Raw genomic sequence first — 25,770 nt, forward strand, 5'->3', positions numbered from 1 at the left:
AGGGCCGAGCCGGGGGGAGGGGTGCCGGGTCTGTCACAAGAAGCCCGCGGACCGGCCGGTACGACCCTCCGGTCAGCCGTGACGCCGCAAAGTCGGGCGGCGCCGGGTCTGCCACGAGAAGCCGCGGACCCGCCGGTCAGTCAGCGACGCCGACAAGTCGTACGGCGCCGGACACGATCAGCGGCGCGTCCGACCCGCCGCCCTCCCGGGGCTCGAACCGGCCGACGGCGAACCTCGGCGAGGAGGCCGGCGGCCGGGCGGCACCCTGCCCGGCCGGCCCCGGCGCGGGCTCATTTTCCCGCCTGCGGCCCGATCATCGAGTTCACGTCGATCGACCTCGGGATGGCGCCGAGCTGCAGCAGCAGGTCCGGGACCCGTTGCAGGCGCCGCGAATCCAGCGTCGAGCCGTAGCCCGGCAGGGTGAGCAGCTTGGCGGTGTCCTCGTCGATCTTCGCGAACCGCACCAGCAGCGGCTCGACCTGGGCGCGGTCGTTCAGGGCTTCGTGGGTGCCCTTCTGCATCGCGCGCTGGAACGCGGCCAGCGTCTTCGGGTTGTCGTGCACCCACTTCCTCGTCGCGCCGTAGCCGGTCAGCGGGAAGTCCTGGGTCGCCCCGGTGTTGATGTCGATCACCGGGATCGCGCCCGCCGTCTTGGCGGCCTGCGTGATGTACGGCTCCGGCAGGTACGCGGCGTCCGCGTCGCCCTGCTGCAGCGCCGCGGCGATGTTCGGCAGCGGGATCAGCACCCATTTCACCTTGCTGAAATCCACGCCGTGATCTTGCATCACCGAGCGGGTGAGGAGATCCGAAGCGGTGTTCTTGGCCGTGATGGCGATCTTCTTGTCCGCCAGGTCGTAGACGGTCTTCACCGGGGAATTCGGAACCGTGACGATCGCATTGGACTTGGCGTTGACCGAGGTCGCGTCGGCGACCAGCTGCATGTCGGCGGCGCCGGTGCTCTTCGCGGTGAAGAACGGGGGGTAGGTCGAGAACGCGATGTCGGCTTCGCCGGAGATCGACTTCGTCAGCGACGCCTGGCCGCTGGCGGCGATGACGGAGTCGACGCTGAGGCCTTCGGCCTTGAAGTAGCCGTTGTCCTGGGCCAGCCAGAACGGCGCGAGGTCCGTGGTGGGCAGGATCGAGACCTTCAGCGTGGTCTTCTCCAGACCACCGCCGCCGGCTGGAGAACTCGTGCTGGCCGAACCCAGTGCGCCGCAGCCGGTGACGGCCAGGAGGGCGGTGACGGCGAGGGCGGCTTGACGAGCGCGAACACGGCCACCGCCGCTGGTGATTCCAAACAAGACCTTGCTCCTCGAAGGAGATGACGGTTGATCTACCGATCGAGGGAAGATCCGTGAATCATTCCCCGGTTCCTGTCAAGCAGGCCACTGTAGGCACCCCCAGATCGGTTGACAATGCAAGATGCACAGTGCAAGGGGGTTTTCACCAGAATGGCGGCACGAATACCTGATCGACGATCTTGGTTCACTCGCTTGATCGTGCCGAATTCTGCGGATCGGTGCGGTCGGAAGAGGGATTGCTGCCGAATCCGGGTGGCGCGGCGGCCGGGATCGCGGATTCGACGGCACTGGTCCGATCGGGGACGGAGGGCGCCCAGTTTGCGATTAATCGCAAAACCCGCGCGCATCCGGTGTGGACAGTTGTGCGGGCCCGGCGCGTCGTGGTCGGCGCTTCGGAGATCGGATTCGGAAACCGGCCGGTCGCGCACCTCGCCGGCCTGCGGAAAACGTGGCCCGGCGGGCACCGGGCAATGCAAAAGACATTTGATCGACGCTCGCGTGCCCGGCGCCCGCGGGCCCTGGCGAATTCATCTCATCGAAATCAAATGGTTGCCATCGTTGTTGCGTTCGGCACGGTATAATCGTCGGCTTGAGCCAATTGTGGGGACGCTCGCGGAGGGGTCGGCGAGGTGGTCGCGGCGGCACTGTCGAAATCTTCGAACGGCTCCGCCGTGGACGCGAAACGGCCGCAGCCGGGGAAGTGACCCGGCTGCGGCCGCGGGGGCGGATACCCTCAGTTGTACCCCATTTCGTCGGGTGAAACCCGGATCTCCCCGCTTTTGTCCGGGCTGGGGACGCTGATGGACTTCGAAACCGTGCTGGCGCTGCCCGCGGCGGCCGCCGCGGAAGCACCCGGGATGCTGACAGTGAAGACGCTCAACGCGACCGCGGCGCCCAGGGCGGCCGCTCGATGAACCCGCATCATTCCTCCGGTGGTCGATCGTGCACGAATGACTGTTCGGGATGGCGGACCTTTTGTGGTGCCGGAGCGACCGGCGGCCGGCGGGCAGATGATGCCCTGTCAATGCCGGGTGGTGGAATCACGCTGTGATCACAGAACGGGAAAATTCATCGAAATGGACGGTTTCCGGAGGGGCTGCGGCTGCCGATCCGGGCTGCCCAAGCATACCTCTTGTTGGGTAACGTTTTTCCTTCTATTATCGCCGGTGTGCGACCGCTCACGGACGGTTCCGAGCTTCTGGTCGGTCGGGATGACGAGCTGTCCCGGCTGGCCGCCTGGATTCGTGAAGCGGTCCAGGGCCGTGGCCGCGCGGTGCTGGTGGACGGCGAGCCGGGCATCGGAAAGTCCGCACTGGTCCGCGCTTCCGTCGCCGTGGCCGAGGAGGCCGGCTGCCAGGTGTTTTGGGGAGCCGGTGACGAGCTCGGGCAGGCGCTGCCGCTGCTGCCGCTCCTGGACGCCCTGCGGATCGCGCCGGTGACACGGGATCCCCGTCGTGACGCCATCGCCGAGCTGCTGGGCGGCGAAGCCGTCGCGGGCAAGGGTGCCGACCTAGCCGCCGCGGCCGCCGAGCAGCTGATCGCGCTGGTGGACGAGCTCTGCCAGGCCGGCCCGGCCGTGCTGGTCGTCGACGAGCTGCAGTGGGCCGATCGCACGACGGTCGCGGTGTGGGCCCGGATCGCCCGCTCGGTCCGGCGGCTTCCGCTGCTCCTGGTCGGGGTGCTGCGTCCGGTGCCGCGCCGCGACGACCTCCGGTCGCTGTTCCGGGTCGTCCCCCCGGCCGAGCGGCTGCGCCTGGGCCGGCTGGCGGAGCCGGCGGCCCTCGAGCTGGTGGCGGAGCTGGCCGGCGGCAGACCCGGCACCCGGCTGGAGGAGCTCGCCGCCGGCGCCGCCGGGAACCCGTTGTACCTCACCGAACTACTCGACGCGCTGTCCCGGAGCTCGTGCGTGGAAGTCGACCCGGCGGGCGTCGCGGAGCTGACCGGCACGGCCACGCCGGACTCCCTGCCGGAGGCGATCGCGGACCGGCTGGGCTTCCTGTCCGAGGCGGCGCGGACCGTGCTGCGGGCGGCGGCGCTGCTCGGGGACGGCTTCTCGGTCGCGGACCTGGTGACCGTGACGAACAGCTCGCTCGCCGACCTGATGCCCGCCCTCGACGAGGCCCGTGCCGCCGGCGTGCTGGTCGCGGCCGGGGACGACCTCGCGTTCCGGCACACGCTGATCCGCCGGGCGTTGTACGACGAGATGCCGACGGCGGTCCGGATCGCCTGGCACCAGTCCGCCGCCTGGGCGTTGGCCGAGGCGCGCGCGCCGGTGGAGCGGGTCGCGCGGCAGCTGCTGCCCATGGTGTCCACAACGGACAGTCGCGTGCCGGTGCCCGCCTGGGCCGTGAAGTGGCTGCTCGACGTGGCCACGCCGCTGATCGGCCAGGCTCCCGTGGCCGCCGTCGCGCTCCTGCGCCGGGCGGTGCGGGACGCCCCGCTCGACGACGCCGTGACCGGCGCGCTGGCCTGCCGGCTGGCCGACGCGTACTACCGGGTGGGCAACGTCGCCCAGGCCGAGCGGATCGCCTGCCGCGCACTGGACCGCGTCCGCGACCCCGACGTGGTCGTCGACCTGCACACGACGGTCGTGCAGTGCCACGGGATGACCGGCCGCTCCGCGGAGTCCCTCGCCACGCTGAACGAAGCCTTGGAGCAACCGGGCCTGGAAGCCCGGCACCGGGCCAGGCTGCTGGTGCTCATCGCGCGCACGCACCGCGACCTCGGCGAGGTCGACACCGCGGGCCGGGTCGCCACCGCGGCGCTGGCGGAGCTCGGCGCGGTCGAAGACCGCTGGGCGACCGGGTGGGCGCTGCACGTGCTGAGCCTGGTCGCGATGATGCGCGGCGACTGGACGGGCGCCCTACCGCTGTTCGAGCGCGCGATGGTCATCGTGCGGGGCGACCCGGCGCTGATCGACCTCACCCTGCTGCTGCGCATCAACCAGTCGGTCACCTTCGGCGCGCTCGACCGCTACACCGACGCGCTCGCCGCGGCCGGGCGGGCGCGGGAGCTGGCCGACCGCACCGGCAGTGCCGTGCGGCTGAACCAGGTCCAGAGCGCGCTCGGGCAGCTGCTGCTGGGGGCCGGCCGGTGGGACGACGCGCTGGCCGAGGTCGACGTCGTCCCGGACGAGCGCAAGGACCCGAGCGTGGTGTGCTGCGACCACGGCGTCGCCGCGATCATCCACTTCCACCGCGGCGAGACGGCGGCGGCGCTCAAGCACCTCGAAATCGCGGAGCCGTACTCGGAGCGCATCGGCGACCGGGTCGTGGAGCCCCTGGTGCGGGCCCGCTGCCTCGCCTTCGAGCACGCCGGCGTGCCCGAGCAGGCGCTCAGCGTGCTGACCGACGTGCTGACCGGCGAAGACGCGGGGGAGGACCTCCTGGGCGACGCCGCGCGGCTGGCCACGGCGATCGGCGACCGGGGAACGGCCGCGGAGATCGAGGCCAGGGCCCGGGCGATCGCCGACGGCTCCACAGTGCCGCACCGGCTGGCGCTGGCCCTGTACTGCCGCGGTCTGCTCGAGCAGGACCCGACGGCGTTGCTGCGAGCCGCCGACGGCTACCGCGACGCGGGCCGGCCGCTGTCCCGCGCCAAGGCGCTGGAAGCGGCCGCGTTCGCCTTCGCGAGCGCCGAGGCCGAAGACCGCGGCCCGGCGCGGGCTGCCTTCACCCACGCCGTCGACCTCTACGCGGAGCTGGACGCGCAGTGGGACGTGGCGAGGCTGCGCGCCCAGTTCCGGGTGTTCGGCATCCGGCGCGGCCCGACGGCGAAGCACCGGCAGGCCACGCACGGCTGGGACAGCCTGACCCCGACCGAGGGCAAGATCGCCGCGCTCGTGGTGGAAGGCCTGTCGAACCCGCAGATCGGGGGCCGCCTCTACCTGTCCCCGCGCACGGTCGGCACGCACGTGTCGCACATCCTGACCAAGCTCGGGGTGAACTCGCGCATCGACATCGCGCGGGAAGCCGGCCGCAACCAGACCGCCTCGGGCTGAGCCCGGGGCGGTCCGGTGTCCTAAGTGGATGGTCAGGCGGCCTCCGGCGCGCTGTCGTGGGGAAGCACGGTGAGAGCGCGCGGCACCGGCGCCGCCGGCGTCCGGCGCGTCACCGCGAGGTGCCCGCTGACGACCTGGCCGAGCAGGATCGCCAGCACCAGCAGCAACGGCGTCCGCCAGGTGCCGGTGAACGTGTGCAGCCACCCGCAGGCCAGCACCCCGAACCCGGCGATGACGTAGCCGACGCCCTGGACCACCGCGGACAGGGCGAGTGAGCTGCCCTTGCTGCGCAACGAGATCGTCGTCAGCCCGAACGCGAGCGCTCCCATGCCCGTGCCGGTCGCCGCCGCCCACAGCCAGGGCGCGGCCGCCGGGGCGAGGAGCAGGCCGGCGACGCCGATGACGTTGGGCACGGCCAGCGTGACGACGAGCAGGGTCTGGTTGCGCCACCGGCGGGTCCAGCCGGGGACGAGCCACATCATGGGCAGCCCCATGGCCATCGACAGCGCGAGGCACGCACCCGCGGTCGCCGCCGGGACTCCCGCGCTGCGCAGGATGCCCGGGAGCCAGCCCATGACCAGGAACGTCACCGTCGAGATGAGCCCGAAGTGGATGGTCAGGGCGGAGGCGGGCACCCATCCGGAGGCTGCTCGCGGCGACACGAACTCGCCGGGGGTGCGCCGCCACACCTGCTGGGCCAGCAGGGCCACGACCGCCCAGAGGCCGAGGCCGATCCGCCACGAGGACGACAGCACCACCGCGGGCGTGACCAGGGCGCCGGCGGTACTGCCGAGCCCGAGTCCGAGGGTGAAGGCGGCGGACCCGTTGGCCAGCAGCGGGAGCATGGTGCCGAGCACGGCGATGGCCAGGCACGCGAGCGCGGTCCCGACCAGGAGGGGTATCGAGCCGCCGAGCACCCGGCCGGCCAGTGACAGCACCAGTCCGAGGAGGGCGACGGTGACGGTCCGGTGCGTGCCCAGGCGGCCGCACAGCCACGGTGTCGCCCAGCCGCCGAGGCCGATCGCCCACAGGGGCAGCGCGACGAGCACGGCGGCGACGAGGGCACTGGCGACGGAGATGTCCGGGAGGGCCGCACCCAGGCTGGTCACGGCCGGTCTCAAGTTGATGGCGAGGACGAAAATCACGGCCGTGGAGACGGTCGTAGCACGGAACATCGCTCCTCCTCGGGGGTGGAGGTCCGGAGCGGCGTACTCCGTAGAGCAATGTTTCTTGACACATGTAAAGCAGACATCCGTCACCTGACGGATGTACGAAGTTCCGTTGCGACGCAACGGTTGTGAGGAGTTTCGGGCGCCCGGCGAATGGGCGTGCATCGGCACGGCCGGACGAAGCTCCCACCCGGGAGTGGTGTGGTTAAAACACGCTGGATCGCCGGGATCAGTGGAAGATTCCACCCTCTCTTCCGCCCGGAACGCGCACTTAGAGTGACACGCGCACCGAGCGCCGGGCCCCGTCTCCGGGGCCGGACCCGCCGACCGAAAGAGCCGAACCATGCCTGAACAAGCGCGCGTCCCCGGAGCCGCTCGCGGAGGCGACGCCGTGCACGGGCTGATGCAGCCGCGGCCGCTCACGATCGCGCACATCCTCGACCGCGCGGAGCGGCTTTTCGCGCACAAGCCCGTCGTGACGGCCGGTTCCGAGCGGCTCACCTACGCCGACGTGGCCGCCGACGCCCGGCGCCTCGCCACCGCGCTGGACACCCTCGGTGTCCCGCCCGGCGCCCGGGTCGCCACCTTCGCGAGCAACAGCCGGCGCCACCTGGAGCTCTACCTCGCGGTACCGGCCACCAAGCGGGTGCTGCACTCGATCAACATCCGGCTGCCGGCGGAGCACCTCGAGTACATCGTGAACCACGCCGAGGACGACGTCGTGTTCGTCGATCGCGGGCTGCTGCCGCGCATCTGGCCCAGCGTCGACCGGCTGCCGCCGGTGCGGCACTGGGTGGTCCTGCCCGACGGCACCGACACCGCGATCCCGGCGGACCCCCGGATCTCCCACTACGACGAGCTGATCGCCGCGGCCGAGCCGTTCGCGGGCCCGTTCGAGGACGCGTTCACGCTCGCGGACGAGAACCTGGCCTCCGGGCTGTGCTACACGTCCGGGACGACCGGGCCGCCGAAGGGCGTGCTCTACAGTCACCGCTCGACGGTCCTGCACTGCCTGGGCACGCTGGCCGCCGGTCTCATCGGCCTGAGCGAGAGCGACGTCGTGCTGCCGATCGTGCCCATGTTCCACGCCAGTGCCTGGGGCCTGCCCTACGGCGCGATGATGGCGGGCGCCGCCCTGGTCCTGCCCGGCGCGTCGGCGGACCCGGACCACCTGCTGCGGCTGATGGCGGCCGAGCGGGTGACCGTCGCCGGGGCCGTGCCCACCGTCTGGACGAGCCTGGCCCCGCGGCTGGCGGCGTACGACCTGAGCGCCACGCGGTTCCTGCTCGGTGGCGGCTCCGCCGTCCCGCCGGCGCTGTCGGAGACCTACCGCACCGCGATCGGCGTGCCCATCACCCATTCCTGGGGGATGACGGAGGTCAGCCCCGTCGGCGTCATCGGGGGCACGCGCACCCAGCACCGGGACGCGAGCGAGGCGGAACAGCTGGCGGTGCGGGCCGCCCAGGGCCAGCCACTGCCGCTGGTGAACGTGCGGGTCGTCGACGTCGAGACGGGCCAGGAGCTGCCGCGCGACGGCGAGGCCGTCGGCGAGCTGCAGGTGGCCGGCCCGTGGGTGGCGGGTGCCTACTACCGCGTGGACTCCGAAAGCAGCTTCACCGGCGACGGCTGGCTGCGCACCGGAGACCTGGCCACCCTCGACGCCGAGGGCTACCTGCGGCTCGTGGACCGGATGAAGGACCTGATCAAGTCCGGTGGCGAGTGGATCTCGTCGGTCGAACTGGAAGGCGCCATCGCCTCCCACCCCGACGTCGTCGAGGTCGCCGTGATCGCCCGGCCGGACCCGCGGTGGATGGAACGCCCCGTCGCGTACGTCGCCCTGCGCGAAGGCAGCGCGGCGACGGCCGAGGACCTCCTGCGGCACATCACGCCGATGGTCGCCAAGTGGTGGCTGCCCGACGAGTTCGTCTTCCTGGCCACGCTGCCCAAGACGGGCACCGGCAAGCTCTCGAAGATCGCCCTGCGGGACTCGGCGCGGATCGCCTGAGGCGCTTCACGATCGCGTGCTCGCCCGCAGCTGGTGCAGCCGGAGCCCGAGCCGCAGCTCCAGGTCGTTCTCGCGCCGCCAGTCGAGGCCGAGGACGGTACCGGCCCGGTCCAGCCGCTTGAGCAGGGTGTTGACGTGCAGGTGCAACGCCCGGGCCGTCGCCGCGACGTTCGCGTGGTGGACGTAGTAGGCGCTCAGGGTGTCGACGAGGCCGGTGCCCCGCCGCCGGTCGTAGTCGAGGAGCGCACCGATGGAGCCGGCGAGGAAGCCGTCGAGCTCGCCGGCCCGTTCGGGGTCGAAGACCATGGCGTACAGCGCGTACCGGCGCGTGGTGGTGCCCAGGTCGGTGTGCCCGAGCGCGCGCACCACCGCGCCGCAGCGCCCGGCGAGGGAGAAGGCGCGGGACCAGTCGTGGTCGACCGCCCGTTCCCCGATGACGACGAGCGGGCCGCCCAGGGTGCGTCGCAGTCCACTGTGGACTTCCTCGGCGGTCCGCTCGTCGTCCCCGCCCGGGAGGACCAGCGTGGCCCGGCCCAGGTGCTCGCCCGCCAGTCCGCCGCGGTTCCGGGCGATGTCGTGCAGGTGGCGCGCGAGGTCGGTCGCCGCGACGGTGGGGGAGTCCGCGACGAGGACCAGGTCCAGGCCGTCGACGTCGATGTTGCGGGCCCGGGCGCGGGCGCGCTGCGCCGTGCTGATCCCGGGCCCGCCGACCATGAGCTCGGTCAGCAGCTCGCCGCTCAGCCGCTCGCCGGCGTCGGCGACGGCCCGCTCCTTGAGGATGAGCAGCCCGAGGATGTGGGTGGCGCGCTCGACGGTGCGCAGGTCCATCGCGTCCGGGACGTCCTGGCCGTCGGCGGGTTTCCGGTTCCAGGCCAGCGCGCCGAGGTAGCTGTCGCCCGCCTGGATCGCGGCGACGCTGAGGGCGGCGCCGTCGGCACCGGCCGCGAAGGTGCAGCGGCCCGAGCGCCGCGCGTCCTCGACGGCGCCGGAAAGGGCGGCCTCCGACGGGCCCGGGCACGGGTTCGACGCCGAGTCCCGGCGGGCGACCGCGGCGCCGGTGTGGTCGAGCAGCGTGACGCTCCCGCCGAGCTGGTCGGCGAGGAGCTGCGCGACGTCGCCCGGTGTCCCGCCGCCCAGCACGGCACCGGTCAGTGCTTCGTGGATCGCTTGCGCCCGTTCGCTCTTCCGGTACGCGACCTGGAGTTCCTGCAGCGCGGTCCGGCTCTCCTCGTAGAGCCGGGCGTTGTCGAGGGCCACCGCGGCGTGATCGGCGAACGCGTTCAGCAGCGCGATTTCGTCGGCCTGGAACGACCGCTCTGAGCGGTCCGCGGCGAACAGGGCGCCCACCGCTTCGCCCCGGATGACCAGCGGCACCCCGAGCAGCGCGACGAGCTCCTCGGTCGTGACCAGGCGGTCGAAGTCGGGATCGTGCTCGATCAGGGTCGACGCGGCGTAGTCGCGCACCCAGTGCGGGCTCCGGGAGGCCAGCACCTTGCCGCCCAGCCCCACCCTCGTCGGGATGGCCGCCGCGAGGAAGGTGGGGGAGACCGTGCCTTCCGCCGCGCGGGCCGACAGCCTGCCGTCGGCGCCGACCAGCGAGAGGTACGTGAAGTCCGTGCCGATCAGGTCGTGGGCGTGGTGGACGATCGACTGCAGGACCTCGTCGAGGCCGCCCAGCGCGGTGAGCGACTTGACGGTCGCGTACAACGACGCCAGTTCCCGCTGCCGGCGTGTCTCCGCCGTACCGGATCCGTTGGCCACAGTGCTCTCCAGGTTCGGATTCGGGTGGACGAAAGCGCCACCGATTCGGGGGCAGGAGTGGGTGGTCCACACCTCAACCCCAGCGTAACGGGCGCCCTAACATGACCGCCATCACCGGGCTGCGCTCAACGACGAAGGCGGCATCCATGACAGTTCCCCTCACCCAACCCGAAGGACAGCCCGGCCACGCCGACGCCGGTTCGTCCCCGGTTCGGCGCCGGGCCTTCCGCAAGCTGCTGGCCGCGGGGCTCGTCGGCAGTTCGATCGAGTGGTACGACTTCTTCCTCTACGGCACCGCGGCCGCCCTGGTGTTCCCGAAGGTGTTCTTCCCGCACTCCTCGGCGCTGACCGGGACCCTGCTCGCCTTCAGCACGTTCTGGGCGGGCTTCGTCGCCCGGCCGGTCGGCGGGGTGCTCGCCGGGCACCTCGGCGACAAGTACGGGCGCAAGCCGGTCGTCGTCGCCTGCCTGGCGGTGATGGGGGCCGCGACCTTCCTGATCGGCTGCCTGCCCACGGCGGCGTCGGTCGGAGCGCTGGCCCCGACGCTGCTGGTCATCCTGCGCTTCATCCAGGGGCTCGCGACCGGCGGTCAGTGGGGCGGCATCGTGCTCCTGCTCACCGAATCCGCCGGGCCCAAGCGACGCGGCTTCGCCGGGACGTTCGGCCAGACCAGCGTTCCGGTCGCCGTGATCCTGTCGAACCTGATCTTCGTGGCGGCCAGCGGCCTGATGCCGGACGCCGCGTTCCTCAGCTGGGGCTGGCGGATCCCGTTCCTGCTCAGCGTCGTGATGTTCTCGGTGGTCCTCTACATCCAGGCCAAGGTCGAGGACACGCCGGAGTTCCGCGAGCTGCAACGGGAAGCGAAGTCCGACGGCCCGGCGGTCCGGGCTCCGCTGGCGCAGGTCCTGCGCAGCAAGTGGGGCACCATCCTGCTCGGCTGCGGGCTCCTGTCCGCCACCAACAGCCTGTTCTACGTCAGCATCTCCGGGCTGTTGAGCTACGGCACCGGTTCTCTGGGGCTCAAGCGCAATTCCCTGCTCGCGGTCGTGCTGCTCGCGTCCGTGGCGATGCTCGTGGTCATCCCGTGGTCCGGCCACCTCTCGGACAAGGTGGGCCGCCGGCCGCTGATCCTGATCGGCGGTCTGGGCGTCGCGGTGTGGGCCTTCCCGTACTTCGGGCTCGTCGGCACCGCCTCGCTGCCGCTGATCTTCGTCGCGGTGACGGTGGGTTTCATCTTCCAGACCCTCACCTACGGCCCGATCGCGAGCTTCCTCGGCGAGCTCTTCGCACCGGGCGTCCGCTACTCCGGCGCGTCGCTGGCCTACCAGCTGTCCGCGATCATCGTCAGTGGCGGCACGCCGTTCCTGATGACCGCCCTCATCGCGGGGACCGGGAACACCCTGGCGGTCGCCGGCTACATCACGCTGATGGGGCTGGTCACCTTCGCCAGCGCGTGGTTCCTGCCGGAGACGAACCCCGCCGAGGTCCGTGCCGATCCGCACGCCGTCCCCGGCACGCACCTCTACTCGGCGAAATGAGGCAGGAGTGAAAAGGACAACGCGCCGGCTGGCCCTGCCGGTGATGACGCTCCTGGTGGCGACCGCGGTGGCCGGGCCGGCGTCGGCGACGACGACGGCGGTGCCGGGGTGCGCCGCGCTGAACCAGCTGAAGATCCCCGCGTCGGTGATGAGCCTGCCGACGACCGGCGGCCGGGTCACGGCGGCGGTGGACACGACCGCCGTCGTCAGCGGCAAGACGATCCGGTTCTGCCAGGTCGACGCCGACCTCTTCCCCGTCGACCCCGCCGCGCCGTCCATCAAGATGCGCCTCGACCTGCCGTCGGAGTGGAACCACCGTGCGCTGATGTTCGGTGGCGGCGGCTACAACGGCACGATTCCCGATCCGGCGTCGAACGTGCCGTTCGGCCCGGCCGACCAGCCGGTGCCGCTGGCCCGGGGGTACGCGACGTTCGCGAGCGACTCCGGCCACCAGCAGAACCCGGCGTCCCCGCCGTCACTGGACGGGTCGTTCGGCGCGAACGACGAGGCCCTGGTGAACTTCGCGGCCGGCGACGCCCTCAAGAAGACCCTCGACGCGAGCCGGTTCCTCATCCGGCGCGGTTACGCGGCTTCGCCCGCGGAGGTGTTCTTCTCCGGCGGGTCGACCGGCGGCCGCGAAGCTCTCAACGTCGCCCAGCGGTGGCCGACGGCGTTCGACGGGGTGATCTCGGCCTTTCCGGCCTGGAACAACATGGCCGAGATCCTCGACCTGGGGTACCTGGTGCAGGTTCTTTCGCGCCCGGGCGCGTTTCCCGGGGTGGACAAGCAGACGTTGCTCTACACCAGCGTCATCTCCGCGTGCGACGGGCTGGACGGCCTCCGGGACCAGGTCGTCTCGAACCCGGGTGCGTGCCACTTCGATCCTCGTTCGCTCCGCTGTCCGGGCGGCGCCGACACCGGCCCGGCGTGTCTGTCGGATCCGCAGATCGGGGCGGTGACCGCCATGTCGTCGCCGTTCCGGTGGCCGTACCGGATCGCCAGCGGCGAAACGCAGTACCCGGGCTTCCCGTTCCTGTCGGGGGCGGACATGCGGACGCCGTTCCTCGGCTTCGGCACCACGGCACCGGCCAATCCCATGCCGGTCACGAGCGGCTACGGGATGCAGTACTGGGACCAGTGGGTCAAGTACTTCCTGACCAGGGACCCGCAGTACAACTCGCTCGACGTGGATCCCCGGCACCCGGGGAAGTGGCTCGACCGGATCAGCGCACTGTCCACAATAGAGGACCGGAACAACGCGGACCTGGGCCCGTTCGCCCGGGCCGGCGGCAAGCTGATCCTGCTCCACGGAGCTGCGGACGAGCTGGTCTCGCCGTACTCGACGACGGACTACTACCAGCGGGTGCGCGAGACGGTGGGCCCGCGGGCGACCGACGCCTTCCTGCGGTACTACGTCGTGCCCGGAGCGAACCACGCGAACTTCGGCACCCCGGCGGTGGCCGCGGCGTGGGATTCGCTCTCGGCGCTGGAGCGCTGGGTCGACCGGGGGCAGCCGCCGGCGAACCCGGTCGTGACGGACCTCAGCCACGCTCGCACCCGGCCGCTCTGCGCGTACCCGGAGTGGCCCCGGTACCGCGCCGGCGATCCGAACCTGGCCTCGAGTTTCGTCTGCACGCGCTGAGCGCGTTGCGTGGGCGGCCTTCCGGTGAGGAGGGCCGCCCGCGTCAGGGGCTCGCTCGGCGGGGTCCGGACCGGGCTTCGCCTGCGCGTACTGAAACCGGTGCGCGGGCGGCCTTCCGGCGAGGGAGGCCGCCCGCTCACTCCGCGGCTTCGACGTCCGCCTGCTCGTCGGTGATCGAGTCGAGGATCTCCGCCGCGATCGCGCGGGCCGCCGGCCTCAGTTCCTTGCTCAGCGCGTAGAACAGCTCCTGCGCCGGCTCGGCGGGCCAGTCCGCCGGCAGGTGCTCGCGGGGCAGCCGGGGGTCGTCGCGGATGGTCTGCAGCCAGTCGGACTCCAGGAGCAGGTCGCGGGCCAGGCTGTCCGGTGCCTGGGACTCCGGGTCCTGCCAGCGCGCCAGGAACGCCCGGTAGCGCGCGGCCAGGCCGTGGGTGTCCCAGGCCTCCCGGACGATCCCGGCGACCTCGGTGGGCGGCAGTGCCCGGGCCTGGAACACCTTCACGTGGGCGTCCGCGCCGAGGCCGTCGAGCAACGGGACCGGGTCGACCTCGCCCGGGGCGATCCACAGGCCGCCCTGCAAGCTCCCGAAGCCGGCCCACAGCAGTCTCGACCGCAGGGCGTGCCGCTGGCGCTGCCACGACTCGGGCATCGAAAAACCCAGCAGCGTCCAGGTGCCGTCCCACTGCCGGTTGACCGCGCCGGCCCGCCAGATGCGCAGCTCGCCGTCGTGCAGGATCGCGCGCGACCGCTCGGTGAGGCCGAAGTAGACGTGCCGCCCGCGGCGCGCCCGGTGCAGCAGGCCGCGCCGGGCCATGCGGCTCAGCGTGGACCGGGTGGCGTGCTCGGAGACGCCGACGCGCTCGAGCACGTCGAGCACACTCGCGGTGGCGACGTGGATCCGGCGGTCGAGGACGTGGCCGCCGAAGAACGTGAGCAGCAGCGTCTGCGGACGCGGGGTGTCGGCGCCGATGCCCTCGGCGGCGGAGACGGCCGGATCACTCACGCCGCGAGCATAAGCCCCCACCTGATGTTGGGCAGTGTCTTGACGGTGGTCACCAAAGTGCTTAACGTTCCTCGCGGCGTGACGTGGGTCACGTGGGGTCGGCGACGAGGCAGGATGCGATGGCGGACAACCTCCGATCGCGGGCGCAGCTGCGCCGCGCGGTGCTCTCCAGCTACTTCGGCAGCGTGATCGAGTACTACGACTTCCTCCTCTACGCGACCGCGTCGGCGGTGGTGTTCAACAAGGTCTTCTTCTCGAACCTGGATCCGGTGCTCGGCACGGTCGCCAGCCTCGGCACGTTCACCACCGGCTACCTGGCGCGGCCGATCGGCGGGATCGTCTTCGGGCACTTCGGCGATCTGCTGGGGCGCAAGCGGATGCTCGTGATCACGATGTCGATGATGGGCATCGCGAGCACGCTGATCGGCGTCCTGCCGACCTACGCGCAGATCGGCGTGTGGGCGCCGGTGCTGCTGATCGTGCTGCGCGTGCTGCAGGGCATCGCCGTCGGCGGCGAGTGGGGCGGCGCGGTGCTGATGTCGGCCGAGCACGCGACCAGCCGTCGCGGCCTGTGGGCGAGCTTCACCAACGCCGGCGCGCCCAGCGGGATGGTGGTCTCCACGCTGCTGCTCACCTTGATGGGCGCGGTTACGACCGACGAACAGTTCCTCGCGTGGGGCTGGCGGGTGCCGTTCCTGCTCAGCGTCGTGCTGCTGGCCATCGGCCTGTTCATCCGGCTGAAGGTCGACGAGACCCCGGTGTTCGCCGCGGCCGACCGCTCCGCCGGGGCGCCGCTGCTGGAGGTGCTGCGCCGCCACCCGAAGAACCTGCTCCTGGCCATCGGCGTGGGTTTCGGCGCGTTCGTCGCCCAGGGCACGCTCACCACGTACGTCCTTTCCTACGCCGTCCACGCGGGATTCACCCGCCAGACCGTGCTCAACGCGATCACGGTGTCCTCGGTCGGCGCGGTGGCCGGCATCATCGGCTTCTCGGCGCTGTCCGACCGCGTCGGGCGGCGTCCCGTCGTCATCGCCGGGGCGCTGGCCACCGGCGTCGTCGGCTTCCTGTTGTTCCCGCTGATCGACAGCGGTTCGGCCGGGCTGCTGACGCTGGCCCTCGTGCTGGGGCAGTCGATCGCGCACCCGGCGATGTACGGGCCGCTGGCCGCGCTGTACACGGAGCTGTTCGCCACCCGCACCCGCTACACGGGCGCGTCCCTCGGCTACCAGATCGCCGGGCTCGGCGCGGGGATCGGCCCGGTGGTGTTCGCGGCCGTGGCCGGTTCGGGCACGGGGGTGATCTCCGCGGTGATCGCGGCCTGCTGCCTCGTCACGGTGCTGTGCGTGCTCGTGCTGCGCGAAAGTCACCAAGTCGACCTGGCGGACCCGGCCGGGGTACCGGCCGGGAGCGCGTGATGGCGGTTCGGATTACAGTCGGGTCTGTTGCGCGGCACCGCCCGCCGCCTCCGAGCGAAGGAGTTCGCATGCAAGGCGTAGACCCCTCGGTGCCGCCCAGTGGCACGGGCTGTGCGGACTGCGACGCCGCGGACCCGCAGGGCTGGTGGTTCCACCTTCGCCGGTGCGGCGAGTGCGGCCACATCGGGTGCTGCGACTCCTCGCCCGGTCAGCACGCGAGCGCCCACGCGGCGGCCGCGGGGCACCGTTTCGTGCGCAGCTTCGAGCCCGGCGAAGAGTGGTTCTGGGACTACGGCGAGCAGGCGATGTACGAGTCCGGCCCGGAGCTCGCCGCCCCGGCGCACCGCCCGCTCACCCAGACCGCGCCGGGGCCGGCCGAACGGGTCCCGGAGGATTGGCCGCAGCGCCTGCACCGGTGACCGGGCGTCCCGGTCAGCCGGTGTTGTCGGCGTAGTTCACCGTGACGTTCTTGAAGCCGAGCGACTGCAGCAGGCCGACCAGCATCGCCTTGGTGTTCCGTTCCGCGTCGGCGATCAGCGTGCTCTTCGCGGCCGCGCCCTCGATCTGCTTCTGGGCGAGCTGGTAGAGCGCCTGCTGCGAGTTCGGGTTCCCGCTGAGGAAGTCGTTGATCCGGGTGAACAGGCCCTGCTGCTGCGCGTAGACGTAGGACTCCTTGGTGTCCAGGGTCGCCGGCTCGAGCTGGGCGTGCGCCAACGTGATCGTGGCGGACAGGCGGTCGTCGGAGACCTGGACCGCGTTGCCCTTCAGCCGCGAAAAGTCCACGTAGGCGTTGTCCGTGCCGACACCGATGAACAGCGTGTCGCTGCCCGCGAGGAAGCTGGGCAGGATCGAGCTGGTCTTGATGTCCACGACCACCTGGAACGACCCGCTCGCCGCCTCGTAGCGCGACAGCTCGACGATCGACTGCAGCAGCACCGGACCGGAGCGCTCCTCGGTCTTTTCGGCGAACGGGTTGCGCAGCTGGGGTAACAGGTGAACCGCCGACGCGACGAGTACCGCCACGGCCAAAAGAACCACTGCCGCCGCGATCGCGACCAGTCGTCTGCCCCATGCGCCCATGGCGGGAAGGTTACCCACTCCGCTGCGCGGTCAAGCGGGCGCGGCGGTACCGTGATCGGCCTACGTGGTCGGACCTCCGAGAAGGGGAAGCTTCGTGCGCAAGTCCGTGTGGCTGTGGGTCCTGCTGGTCATCCTCGCCATCCTGGTGCTCGGACTGATCTTCGGCGGCTATCGCAAGGGTGAGAAGCTCGGTGCGCCCGATGTCCACAGTGGACATTCGGATTCGGTTGTCCTGCCGCACAGTTCCGGCGGCGTTCGGCTCTCGCCTCGCTGAACGTCCTCGGTCAGCGAGGCGCGGAATCCGGGAACGGGCCGTCGCCGAGGATGCCGGAGCGGTCGGGCACGCCGGCGGCGACGCGCATCCGGGCGAACTCGACGGCCAGCGCCCGGGGCGGGAAGTGGGCGTTGAGGCCGCTGGGGTTGGGCACGACCCACACGCGCGCGCCGCCGATCGTCGCGTCCTGCGGGCCGAGCCGGGCGCGCGGGAGCCCGAACGCCGCCCGGTAGCCGGTGACGCCCAGCATCGCCAGCCACCGCGGCCGGATCGCCCCGACGCGTTCGGCCAGGTCCCGGCCGCCCGCGACGAGCTCGTCGCGCGACAGCTGCGCGGCACGGGCCGTCGGCCGGCGCACGATGCTGGTGATGCCCAGCCCCCAGCCCAGCAGGAGCCGTTCCTCCTCCGCGCGCAGCTGCCGGGGCGTGAACCCCGCGCGGTGCAGCGCGGGCCAGAACCGGTTGCCCGGCGTGTGGAAGCTGTGCCCGGCCGCCGCCGACGTCAAGCCGGGGTTGATGCCGACGAACACCACACGCAGGTCTTCGTCGAGCACGTCCGGCAGGACGGCGGTGTCCGGAACGGTCACCGGGCGGTGCCCGGCGCGGCGCTCACGGGGTGAGGTCCATCATGTCGTCGTCCTTGATGTTCTTGAGCGACGGCGGGTCGAGGTCGCCGCGCTCGAGGGCCGCCCAGTCTTCGGCGGTCGGGTTCTTGTAGAAGCCGCCGTAGCCCGGCCATTCGCCGGTGCGCGCCGCGTCGCGCGCGCCGTGCATCTCGGCCGCGTCCCACTTGTCGATCGGCTTGGTGGTCACGTGGTCGGTGCCGGGCACCGTGTGGCCGCCCGCCGGGGTGGCGGCGCCGGCCTGCGGGTTGTACCGCATGCCCTCGCCGCTGGAGTGCATGTCGTCGACCATCTTGTGGTACGAGTCGTCGGCGATGTCCAGCCGCTTCTGCTCGTCGTCGTAGGCCTTCCGGTCCGGGTGGTTCGGGTCGGCCTTGATGGCGTCGCGCCGATCCTGTTCGGCCTTCGCCGCGTCCGCGGTGTCCTTGTCGTACAGCGGGTGGTCCTCGTGGTGGACGTGGTTCTTGTCGTTCCCGTGGTAGACCTGGTCCGAGAAGCTGTGGGTGGCGTCGTTCCCGTCCACGTTCTTGTGGAAGCCCTGCTGGTGCCCGTAACCGAGCTGGTTGAGCTGGACCGCGGTGCTCGGGTCGTTGGCCTCGATGGCGTTGCGCTGCGCGTTCCGGTACGAGCCGAGGCGGTCGTTGTAACCGAGGCTGTCGTCGTCCTTCGTCTTGGGCGCGTCCCGGACGTCGCCCTTGGTGAAGCCTGATTCGTGGTTGGCGCCGCCCTTGCCCGTGCCCGGGTGGTACCGGTGGTTGGCGTAGTCCTCGTAGTACGCGTTGGCGTTGTTCTCCAGCGGTTTGCTGTCCTTGTCCTTGCGCGAGCCCTTGGCGGCGCCGTTGTCGGCCAGGATGTCGTAACCGGCGGCGTGCTCGGACTGGTGCGTCTTGTCCCCGTCGATCTTGTAGTCGTGCTTGTCGTCGAGGCGCTTGCGCTCGGCGTTCCGGTCGCCGTAGGTGCCTTCCGGGTACTTGCGCTTGCTCGTCGACGGCCCGGAGTTCCCCCGGGCGTAGGGGTGCGCCTGGGCCTTGGCGGCCGCGGCCGCACAGGGCGTGGTCCGCGTCGGGCCCAGGCCGAGCGGGTCGGTCATCGCGGTCGGGTTGCCGACGTAGGCCAGCGAGTCCGGCGACGGGGTCAGGCCCAGCGGGTCGTGGGAGAGGAACCGCCCGGTCTCGGGATCGTAGTAGCGGTACCGGTTGTAGTGCAGCCCGGTCTCGGGGTCGTGGTACTGGCCCGGGAACCGCAGCGGGGTGCTCGCCGTGCCACCGGCCGAGACCCGCGGGCCCCACAACGCCGTGTGCAGGTGACCGGCCAGGGCCCCGGTGTCGTCGACCAGCTCCGCGGGCGCCCCGACCAGGTCGGGGACGATCGCGTGGAACCGGTCCCCGCCGCCCGCGCCGAGGACGCGTTCGGTCTGCGTGAGCGCCAGCGGTGAGCCGGGCGCGTACTCCCACACCGTGGCGACCGGCGGCCGGCCCGGTCCACTGTGGACCTGCTCGGCCGGTACCTGCCCGTCCCAGGCGAACTCGACCTGCTCGGCGACTCCGCCGGTCGCGTCCAGGCGCTGCTTGGCGACCCGGCGGCCGAACGGGTCGTAGCGGTAGCGCCACACCGCGCCGTCCGGCGTGCGCACGCCGAGCAGCCGGTTTTCCGCGCTCCACTCGTAGGTCCAGCGCTGCCCGCCGCGCTCGCGCGCGACGACGCGGCCTTCCCCGTCGTGGCGGTAGGCGGTGGGGCCCGCGGCGGTGAGCAGGGTGCCGGTGTAGGTGCGGGGCCCGCCGGCCTGGGGCGCGCCGGACCAGCCGGCCCCGGTGACGGCGCCGGTCACGTCGTAGTCGTAGTTCTCCTGCCACCGCGGGCCGCGCACGGCACGGACCCGTCCGGCGGCGTCGACATCGAGGGTGCGCTGTCCGGAGATCAGGTCGGTGACGCCGGCGAGGTAGCCGTCGGGCAGGTAGCCGTATTCGCGCCGCTGCACGGTTTCCGCGCCGCGGAGCACCGTCTGCGCCGACAGCTGCCCGGTGGGCGTCCAGTCCTGGCGCAGCTCGGCCACCGGCCCGGCGCCGCCCTGCAGGCTGCGCACGGTTTCCCGGCCCGCGGCGTCGTAGCCGAACCGCAGCGTGCGCCCGGCGGTGGCCAGCACGGTCGGGCGGGCGGCGACGTCGTAGCCGACCACCGACTCCGCGCCCGAGGGCGTCCGGCGGCCGACGCGGCGGCCGAGCGCGTCGTACCGGGAGTGCACGACCCGGCCGTTGATCGACTCGGACAGCACGCGGCCGAGCGCGTCGTAGGTGAACCGGACCTCGGTGTGCGCGTTGGCCGCCGTGAGCATCCGGTCGGCCTCGTCGTAGGTGAACACGACGACCTCGTCGGCGCTGCTGCGCCGCACGACCCGGCCCACGCTGTCCCGTTCGAAGGTGATGGTCTGCCCGGCGCCGTTGGTGCGGAGCACCAGCCGCCCCGCGGCGTCGTAGCCGTAGCGCAGGACGCGCCCGTTGTAGTCGGTCTCGCCGATCTTCCGGCCCGCCGCGTCGTACTCGTAGCGCCACACCAGGCCGCGCTCGTTGGTGACCGAGGTGAGCCGCAGTTCGGTGTCGTAGCCGTACTTCAGCGTGCCGCCGTCCGGCGCCCGCTCGCTGACCGGCACGTCGAACTGGGCGTACTCGATGCGGCTGACGCCGCCGCGCGCGTCGGTGCGCTCCTCGAAGCTGCCGCGCGCCGTCGACGCGAACCGCTCGACCGCGCCGTCGGCGTCGCGCGTCTGCACGGGGTTGCCGGCGGCGTCGCGGACCACGGTGCTGGTGTTGCCCGCCGGGTCGGTCTCGCTGGTGATGTTGCCGAGCGCGTCGTAGCCGTAGCGCCACACGGCGCCGTCCGGCTCGGTGACGAGCAGGGGGAGCCCGGCGGCGTTGGACTGGATCCGGGTGACTCCGCCGAGGGCGTCGGTCACCGAGTCCACGGTGCCGGTGAAGGGATCGTAGGTGTAGGAGGTCGCCGCGCCGGCCGGGTCGACGGTGCGGGCGAGGCTGCCGCGACGGTCGTATTCGTACCGCCACACGCCGCCGTCCGGACCGGTGACCGCGACGGGCCGGTGCCGCTCGTCGTAGGCGTAGACGACGCGGCCGCCGTCGGGCCGCGTCACCGCGACGAGGTTGCCGATCTCGTCGTAGTCCCAGCGCGTGACGTGGCCGAGCTCGTCGGTCTCGGCGACGACACGCCCGAAGCGGTCCCGCTCGGCGCTGGTGCTGTTGCCCAGCGCGTCGGTCTGCCCGATCACCCGCATCCGCTCGTCCAGCCGGTAGCGGGTGACGGCGCCGAGCGAGTCGGTGACGGTCGTGAGGCCGGGCTCGTAGGCCAGCGCGGTGTTCAGGTAGCCGCCGGTGCCCTGGGCGCGCACGCAGCGCCCCTGGGAGTCGTAGCCGTAGCCGTACCAGCGGCCGTTGACGTCGTCCCAGCGCGTCAGCCTGCCGTCGGCGTCGTAGGTGAACTTCTGCGGGGTGCCGACGGCGTCGACGAACTCGACCAGCCGGCGCGCGGAGTCGTAGCTGTATTCGGCCAGCGGGACCGGCGCACCCGCGGTGCGCAACGCCGTGACCAGGCCGTCGGCGCTGTCGATCTCGACGCGGTAGCCGCCGGAGTGCTCGATCGCCACCGGGACGCCGTCGCGGTGGCGCAGCACGATCCGGTTGCCCGCGCCGTCCACGACCGCGCGCAGCGGCAGCGTGGTTTCGCCGCGAGGGGCGGCGAAGTAGCGCATGCGGTCGGACTGCGGGTCGGCGACGATGAAGCCGTGGCGGACCCGGCGCAGCGCCAGGTACGGACCGCTCTCCGGCACCACGGCCTCGACCCCGCGCGGGACCGGGTAGCGCAGCAGCGTGCCGTCGGACAGGGCCAGGTGCAGCCCGTCCGGCTCCACCTCGAGCCGCTCGTCCAGGGTCGAGGCCCACGTCGGGCCGAACAGCCGGCCCGCCCGGTAGGTCGACAGGTGCGTCCGCTCGATGACGAGCGGCAGCGCGCCGGGCAGCGAGACGTCCTCCTGCACCAGCATCACGGCGCCGGTCGCGACGTCGATCGGGTCGCCGCAGTCGGTCTTGTCCTTCGTCTGGGTGGTGTGCTCGTCGGGTTTGGCGTTGTTGTCCTTGATCCGGGACCCGTCGCCCTTGGGGTCGCCCTTCGGCGTACCCGAGGGCGTGGTGTTCCCGTCCGGGCCCTTCGACGCCGGTGGGGGCGTGGGGTCGGGGCTCTTCGGCGTGTCGTCCGGGCCCTTCGACGCGGGGGGCGGGTCGGTCTTCGGCGGCGCGTCCGCACCCGACGCGTGGGTGCCGTCGCCGTCGCCCTTGGCTCCCGACGGCGTGGTGTTCCCGTCGCCGCCCTTCGGCGTCGGCGGCGGGTCGGTCTTCGGCGGCGGCGCGTCCGGCCCGCCCTTGCCCTTGGGGCCGCCCAGGTCCTTGGGGTTGCCCTTGATGTCGATGCTCTTCGGGGGCGGCGCGGCCTTGCCCGGCTTGATGTTCTTCAACGCCTTGGCCGCGTCACCGAAGAGGTCGCCGGCGCGCTTGAGCAGCGGGACCAGCGCCTTCAACGCGGTGACCAGCCGCTTGACCAGGTCGGCGATCTTGGACGCGGTCTTCGCGACGGCGCCGATGACCTGCGGGACGACCCAGGTGAGGCCGATGCCGAGGGTGAAGATCACCTGCAGTGCCCAGCTGATCAGGTGCCCGATCAGCTCGGCGATGATGTCGCGCACCAGTGCCCGGACCGCGGCGACGACTTCACCGGCGGTCTTGACGCCGCTGGAGGCGCCTTCGCAGCCCTTTTGCGCGGTTTCGAGCAGGGTGACGGTGTCTTGGGCGCGCTGGCGGTAGGTGTCGCCGGCGTTCCCGGTCCAGGACGCGGTGTCGGCCTTGACCATCGCGGTCAGGTCTTCCCCGACACTGCCCAGTTCGGTGGCGACGTTCTTCCAGGTCTCGGATTGGGCGGCGATCTCGTCGGCGTTGCCGGTGAGGCCGTTGAGAGCTTCCTTCAAGGGGCCGACGTGCTCCATCAGCCAGGCGACCCCGGCGGCGAGGATCGCCCCGAACGGGTCCATGGCCATGGAGAGGGCGTCCAGGGCGGTGCCGACGGCGCCCATCGCGACCGACGCCCAGTCGCCGCTCTCGATCGCGGACTTCAGATCGGCCGCGGACTCCAGCAGGGAGATCCCCGAGTACGCCGTCGTCGAATCCTTCGTCTCCGCGACCAACGGGTTGCTCACGTGCCGACCGTCCCCTCCACCTGCTGTGTGCCCACGTCTGAAGTTAACAAGCGGTGTCCACGAGGTGCTCGCGAACCCCGGGGAATGCCTTTTCAACCAGCCGATCGTGCCCTCGGGCCGGCGACGTCACAGTCGCCAGGACCGGCTTCGTCAGCGGCCGAGCAGGCGGGCGCTTTCCTCGGCGCGCCGCAGCGCGGCCAGCAACGCGGCCCGGCCCGTGTGGTCGATGTCCTCGGTGAGCGCGCCGGCGGCGGCTTCCCCGCCCCGCTGGAGCTTCTCGACCAGGTCGCGGTGGACCGCGGCCAGGCGCGCGGCGTCGAAGTCCGGCCGGACGAAGGTGAGCAGCAGCCGGACCTCGTCCTCGCACCGCTCGTAGCCGTCCAGGAGGTGCCGGTTGCCCGCGGCCGCGACGATCGACCGGTGGATGGCGCTGTGCGCGCCGGTCAGCTCGCGCCACGGCGGGCTCGGTGCCTGCCGGGCCAGTGCCTCGAGCCGCTCCACCTCGGTCAGCACGGGGCCGAGGTCGGCGCCCGCGGCCAGGGCCATGCGCAGGGCGCCGAGCTCCAGGACCTTGCGGTAGTCGAAGACCTCGTCGATGCGCCGCTTGCTCAGGGGCGCGACGACCGCACCCCGGTTGCGCTCGTGGGTCACCAGGCCGCGTTCGACGAGCAGCCGCAGCCCCGAACGGATCGTGTGCCGGCCGACGTCGAAGCGTTCCGCCAGGTCCTCTTCGCGGAACCGGGTGCCGACCGGGTGGACGCCGTCCAGCAGCTCGTCCCGCAGCGCCCTCGCGACCCGCTCCGGCGCGGTCTGCGCACCGGCCGGGTCGGTCACGGTTCCCCTCGCTTCACCGGCCGGACGATACAGGGAGAGATTGTGCTACAAAACGACCTGGTCGGCCGGCTGCCGCGCGCCGGTCCGCTCCGCGCCGACCCCGGCCGCCACGACGAACAGCACGCCGGCCGCCGCGCCGGGGTTCGGGACCTGGCGGAGCACGACGAACCCGATCGTCAGGGCGATGGCCGGTTCCAGGCTCATCAGCGTCCCGAACGCCGAGGTGTTCAGCCGTCGCAGCGCGAGCATCTCCAGGCTGAACGGGACCACCGGCAGCAGGATCGCGAGCCCGAGGCCGACGAGCAGCAGTTCCCCGGTCAGGTGCCCGAACACCCCGGGCCCGTAGGCGAGCGTCGCCACGATCCCGGCCACCGGCATCGACACGGCGAGCCCGCGCACGCCCGCCACCTCGTCGCCCACCCGTTGCGTCAGCAGGATGTACGCCGCCCAGCACACCGCGGACGCGAGTGCGTAGCCGACGCCGACCAGGTCGGCGCCCCCTCGCCACGGTTCGGTCAGCAGGACGACGCCGATCGCGGCGAGCACGGGCCACAGCCGCTTGCCGCCGCGGCCCCGCGTCACGGCGACGGTGAGCGGGCCGAGGAACTCCAGCGCGCTGGCCGTGCCGAGCGGCAGGCGGGCGACGGCCTCCATGAACAGCATGGTCATCCCCGCCGTGACCACGCCCAGCCCGCAGCAGGCCAGGAAGGTGGCCCGCCGGAACGACGACGGCCGGGGCCGGACGACGACGAGCAGCAGCACGCCGGCCCACGCCAGCCGGAGCCACGCCGCGCCCTCGGGACCGATGCGGTCGAACAGGCCGACGGACACGGCGAGCCCGAGCTGGACGCAGAGCATGGCGGCGACCGCGAAGGCCGCGCCGGTTCGGGTGGAGGAGAGCACGGACCCAGCAAAACCGACCCAGACCGTTCGTGTCCACGTGCCAATCGTGGATGTATTGTTCACGAATCATGGACACTCGTCGGTTGCGGTTCCTCCTGGAGCTGTCCCGTCACGGCTCGATGCGCGCGGTGGCCGACGTGCTCGGCACCACGACGTCGACGGTCTCGCAGCAGATCGCCGTGCTGGCGAAGGAAACCGGTGCGCCGCTGCTCGAGCCGGACGGCCGCCGCGTGCGGCTCACCCCCGCCGGGCGGCGCCTGGCCGAGCACGCCGTGACGATCCTCGCCGCCGTGGAGGCCGCTCGCGCCGACCTCGACCCCGGCGCAGAACCGGCCGGCACGGTGCGCGTCGCCGGGTTCGCGACGGCCGTGCGGCGCTCCCTGCTCCCGGCGGCCACCGCGCTCGCCGACCACCACCCGCGCGTGGACCTGCGGATCAGCGAGTACGAACCGCACGAGGCCTTCGCCGCGCTGCTGGCCGACGACATCGACCTCGCCCTGACCTACGACTACGACCTCGCCCCGGCCGTCACGGACCCCGCGATCACCGTGAGTCCACTGTGGACGGCACGGTGGGGCCTCGCCGTCCCGGCGGCCGACGCGGCCCGTGCGCGGGGCGAGAACACCGGCGCGGTCTTCGAGGCGTTCCGCGACCACGACTGGATCGTCAACTCCCGCAACAGCGCCGACGAGGACGTGATCCGCAGGCTGGCCTCGACAGCGCGCTTCACCCCGCGCATCACGCACCGCGCGGACAGCCTGGAGCTGGTCGAGGACCTCATCGCGACCGGCCCGGCACCCGCCGTCGGCCTGCTGCCGTCCGGCCGCGCCCTGCGCTCCGGGGTCGCGCTGCTCCCGCTGGCGGGCCCGGACGTGCGGCAGCGCGCCTTCGCGTGCACCCGTCGCGGGCGCGAGGTGTGGCCGCCGCTCGCACTCGTTCTCGGGCTCCTGGCTCGCTGAACCGCGGCCGGATGGT

The 25,770-nt window shown here is 72.2% G+C and carries 17 protein-coding genes; 8 read left to right on the top strand and 9 right to left on the bottom strand.

Translation table 11 applies throughout. The features are described from left to right. Nucleotides 1–290 precede the first annotated feature (290 nt). The gene (locus AA23TX_RS34915; protein ID WP_155546954.1) at nucleotides 291–1,301 is read right to left on the bottom strand and encodes an ABC transporter substrate-binding protein; all 1,011 of its coding nucleotides are present in this window, start codon (nucleotides 1,299–1,301) and stop codon (nucleotides 291–293) included. 1,168 nt (nucleotides 1,302–2,469) lie between these two features. On the opposite strand from AA23TX_RS34915, the gene AA23TX_RS34920 reads away from it, so the two are divergent. Then, a complete protein-coding gene (locus AA23TX_RS34920; protein ID WP_155546955.1) occupies nucleotides 2,470–5,301 on the top strand; it encodes a helix-turn-helix transcriptional regulator in 2,832 nt (943 codons plus the stop codon). Nucleotides 5,302–5,333: 32 nt separating this feature from the next. On the opposite strand, the gene AA23TX_RS34925 is transcribed toward AA23TX_RS34920, so the two are convergent. Next, nucleotides 5,334–6,410, bottom strand: coding sequence for an MFS transporter (locus AA23TX_RS34925; protein ID WP_230862896.1), 1,077 nt, complete (start codon nucleotides 6,408–6,410; stop codon nucleotides 5,334–5,336). A 403-nt stretch (nucleotides 6,411–6,813) separates the two neighbouring features. Here AA23TX_RS34925 and AA23TX_RS34930 point away from each other — a divergent pair, with 403 nt between their 5' ends. Continuing rightward, nucleotides 6,814–8,475, top strand: coding sequence for a long-chain fatty acid--CoA ligase (locus AA23TX_RS34930; RefSeq protein ID WP_230862897.1), 1,662 nt, complete (start codon nucleotides 6,814–6,816; stop codon nucleotides 8,473–8,475). A 6-nt stretch (nucleotides 8,476–8,481) separates the two neighbouring features. On the opposite strand, the gene AA23TX_RS34935 is transcribed toward AA23TX_RS34930, so the two are convergent. Further along, nucleotides 8,482–10,236, bottom strand: coding sequence for a helix-turn-helix domain-containing protein (locus tag AA23TX_RS34935; protein WP_155546957.1), 1,755 nt, complete (start codon nucleotides 10,234–10,236; stop codon nucleotides 8,482–8,484). 146 nt (nucleotides 10,237–10,382) lie between these two features. Between AA23TX_RS34935 and AA23TX_RS34940 the strand changes: the two genes are divergently transcribed. Beyond that, nucleotides 10,383–11,774 (top strand): MFS transporter, encoded by a 1,392-nt coding sequence (locus AA23TX_RS34940; protein ID WP_155546958.1) that lies wholly within the window; start codon nucleotides 10,383–10,385, stop codon nucleotides 11,772–11,774. Between the two features lie 43 nt (nucleotides 11,775–11,817). Next, a complete protein-coding gene (locus tag AA23TX_RS34945; protein ID WP_155547508.1) occupies nucleotides 11,818–13,416 on the top strand; it encodes a tannase/feruloyl esterase family alpha/beta hydrolase in 1,599 nt (532 codons plus the stop codon). Nucleotides 13,417–13,552: 136 nt separating this feature from the next. On the opposite strand, the gene AA23TX_RS34950 is transcribed toward AA23TX_RS34945, so the two are convergent. Next, nucleotides 13,553–14,416 carry a PaaX family transcriptional regulator gene (locus AA23TX_RS34950; protein WP_155546959.1) on the bottom strand — a complete coding sequence of 288 codons (864 nt, stop codon included), beginning with the start codon at nucleotides 14,414–14,416 and terminating at the stop codon, nucleotides 13,553–13,555. Nucleotides 14,417–14,535: 119 nt separating this feature from the next. On the opposite strand from AA23TX_RS34950, the gene AA23TX_RS34955 reads away from it, so the two are divergent. Both AA23TX_RS34955 and AA23TX_RS34960 read left to right on the top strand, forming a co-directional pair. After that, nucleotides 14,536–15,831, top strand: a complete 1,296-nt coding sequence (locus AA23TX_RS34955; RefSeq protein ID WP_155546960.1) for an MFS transporter — start codon at nucleotides 14,536–14,538, stop codon at nucleotides 15,829–15,831. A 68-nt stretch (nucleotides 15,832–15,899) separates the two neighbouring features. Next, nucleotides 15,900–16,250, top strand: a complete 351-nt coding sequence (locus tag AA23TX_RS34960) for a UBP-type zinc finger domain-containing protein (RefSeq protein ID WP_155546961.1) — start codon at nucleotides 15,900–15,902, stop codon at nucleotides 16,248–16,250. Nucleotides 16,251–16,263: 13 nt separating this feature from the next. On the opposite strand, the gene AA23TX_RS34965 is transcribed toward AA23TX_RS34960, so the two are convergent. After that, a complete protein-coding gene (locus AA23TX_RS34965; RefSeq protein WP_196425666.1) occupies nucleotides 16,264–16,911 on the bottom strand; it encodes a DUF4230 domain-containing protein in 648 nt (215 codons plus the stop codon). 94 nt (nucleotides 16,912–17,005) lie between these two features. Here AA23TX_RS34965 and AA23TX_RS34970 point away from each other — a divergent pair, with 94 nt between their 5' ends. Further along, complete coding sequence (locus tag AA23TX_RS34970) at nucleotides 17,006–17,185, top strand: hypothetical protein (protein ID WP_155546962.1); 180 nt, start codon at nucleotides 17,006–17,008, stop codon at nucleotides 17,183–17,185. A 10-nt stretch (nucleotides 17,186–17,195) separates the two neighbouring features. Here the strand turns inward: AA23TX_RS34970 and mug are convergent, their stop codons facing one another. From mug to AA23TX_RS34990, 4 genes are all read right to left on the bottom strand, one after another. Next, nucleotides 17,196–17,771 carry a G/U mismatch-specific DNA glycosylase gene (gene mug, locus AA23TX_RS34975; protein WP_230862898.1) on the bottom strand — a complete coding sequence of 192 codons (576 nt, stop codon included), beginning with the start codon at nucleotides 17,769–17,771 and terminating at the stop codon, nucleotides 17,196–17,198. Between the two features lie 22 nt (nucleotides 17,772–17,793). Beyond that, nucleotides 17,794–23,058 (bottom strand): RHS repeat-associated core domain-containing protein, encoded by a 5,265-nt coding sequence (locus AA23TX_RS34980; RefSeq protein WP_155546963.1) that lies wholly within the window; start codon nucleotides 23,056–23,058, stop codon nucleotides 17,794–17,796. Nucleotides 23,059–23,208: 150 nt separating this feature from the next. Continuing rightward, a complete protein-coding gene (locus tag AA23TX_RS34985; RefSeq protein WP_155546964.1) occupies nucleotides 23,209–23,892 on the bottom strand; it encodes a GntR family transcriptional regulator in 684 nt (227 codons plus the stop codon). 45 nt (nucleotides 23,893–23,937) lie between these two features. Next, nucleotides 23,938–24,795, bottom strand: coding sequence for an EamA family transporter (locus AA23TX_RS34990; protein ID WP_230862899.1), 858 nt, complete (start codon nucleotides 24,793–24,795; stop codon nucleotides 23,938–23,940). Nucleotides 24,796–24,863: 68 nt separating this feature from the next. Between AA23TX_RS34990 and AA23TX_RS34995 the strand changes: the two genes are divergently transcribed. Beyond that, nucleotides 24,864–25,754: a LysR family transcriptional regulator gene (locus AA23TX_RS34995; protein WP_155546965.1), complete on the top strand. Its 891-nt coding sequence runs from the start codon at nucleotides 24,864–24,866 to the stop codon at nucleotides 25,752–25,754. Nucleotides 25,755–25,770 lie beyond the last annotated feature (16 nt).

Origin of the sequence: Amycolatopsis camponoti, assembly GCF_902497555.1 — a bacterium.
Lineage (GTDB): Bacteria > Actinomycetota > Actinomycetes > Mycobacteriales > Pseudonocardiaceae > Amycolatopsis > Amycolatopsis camponoti.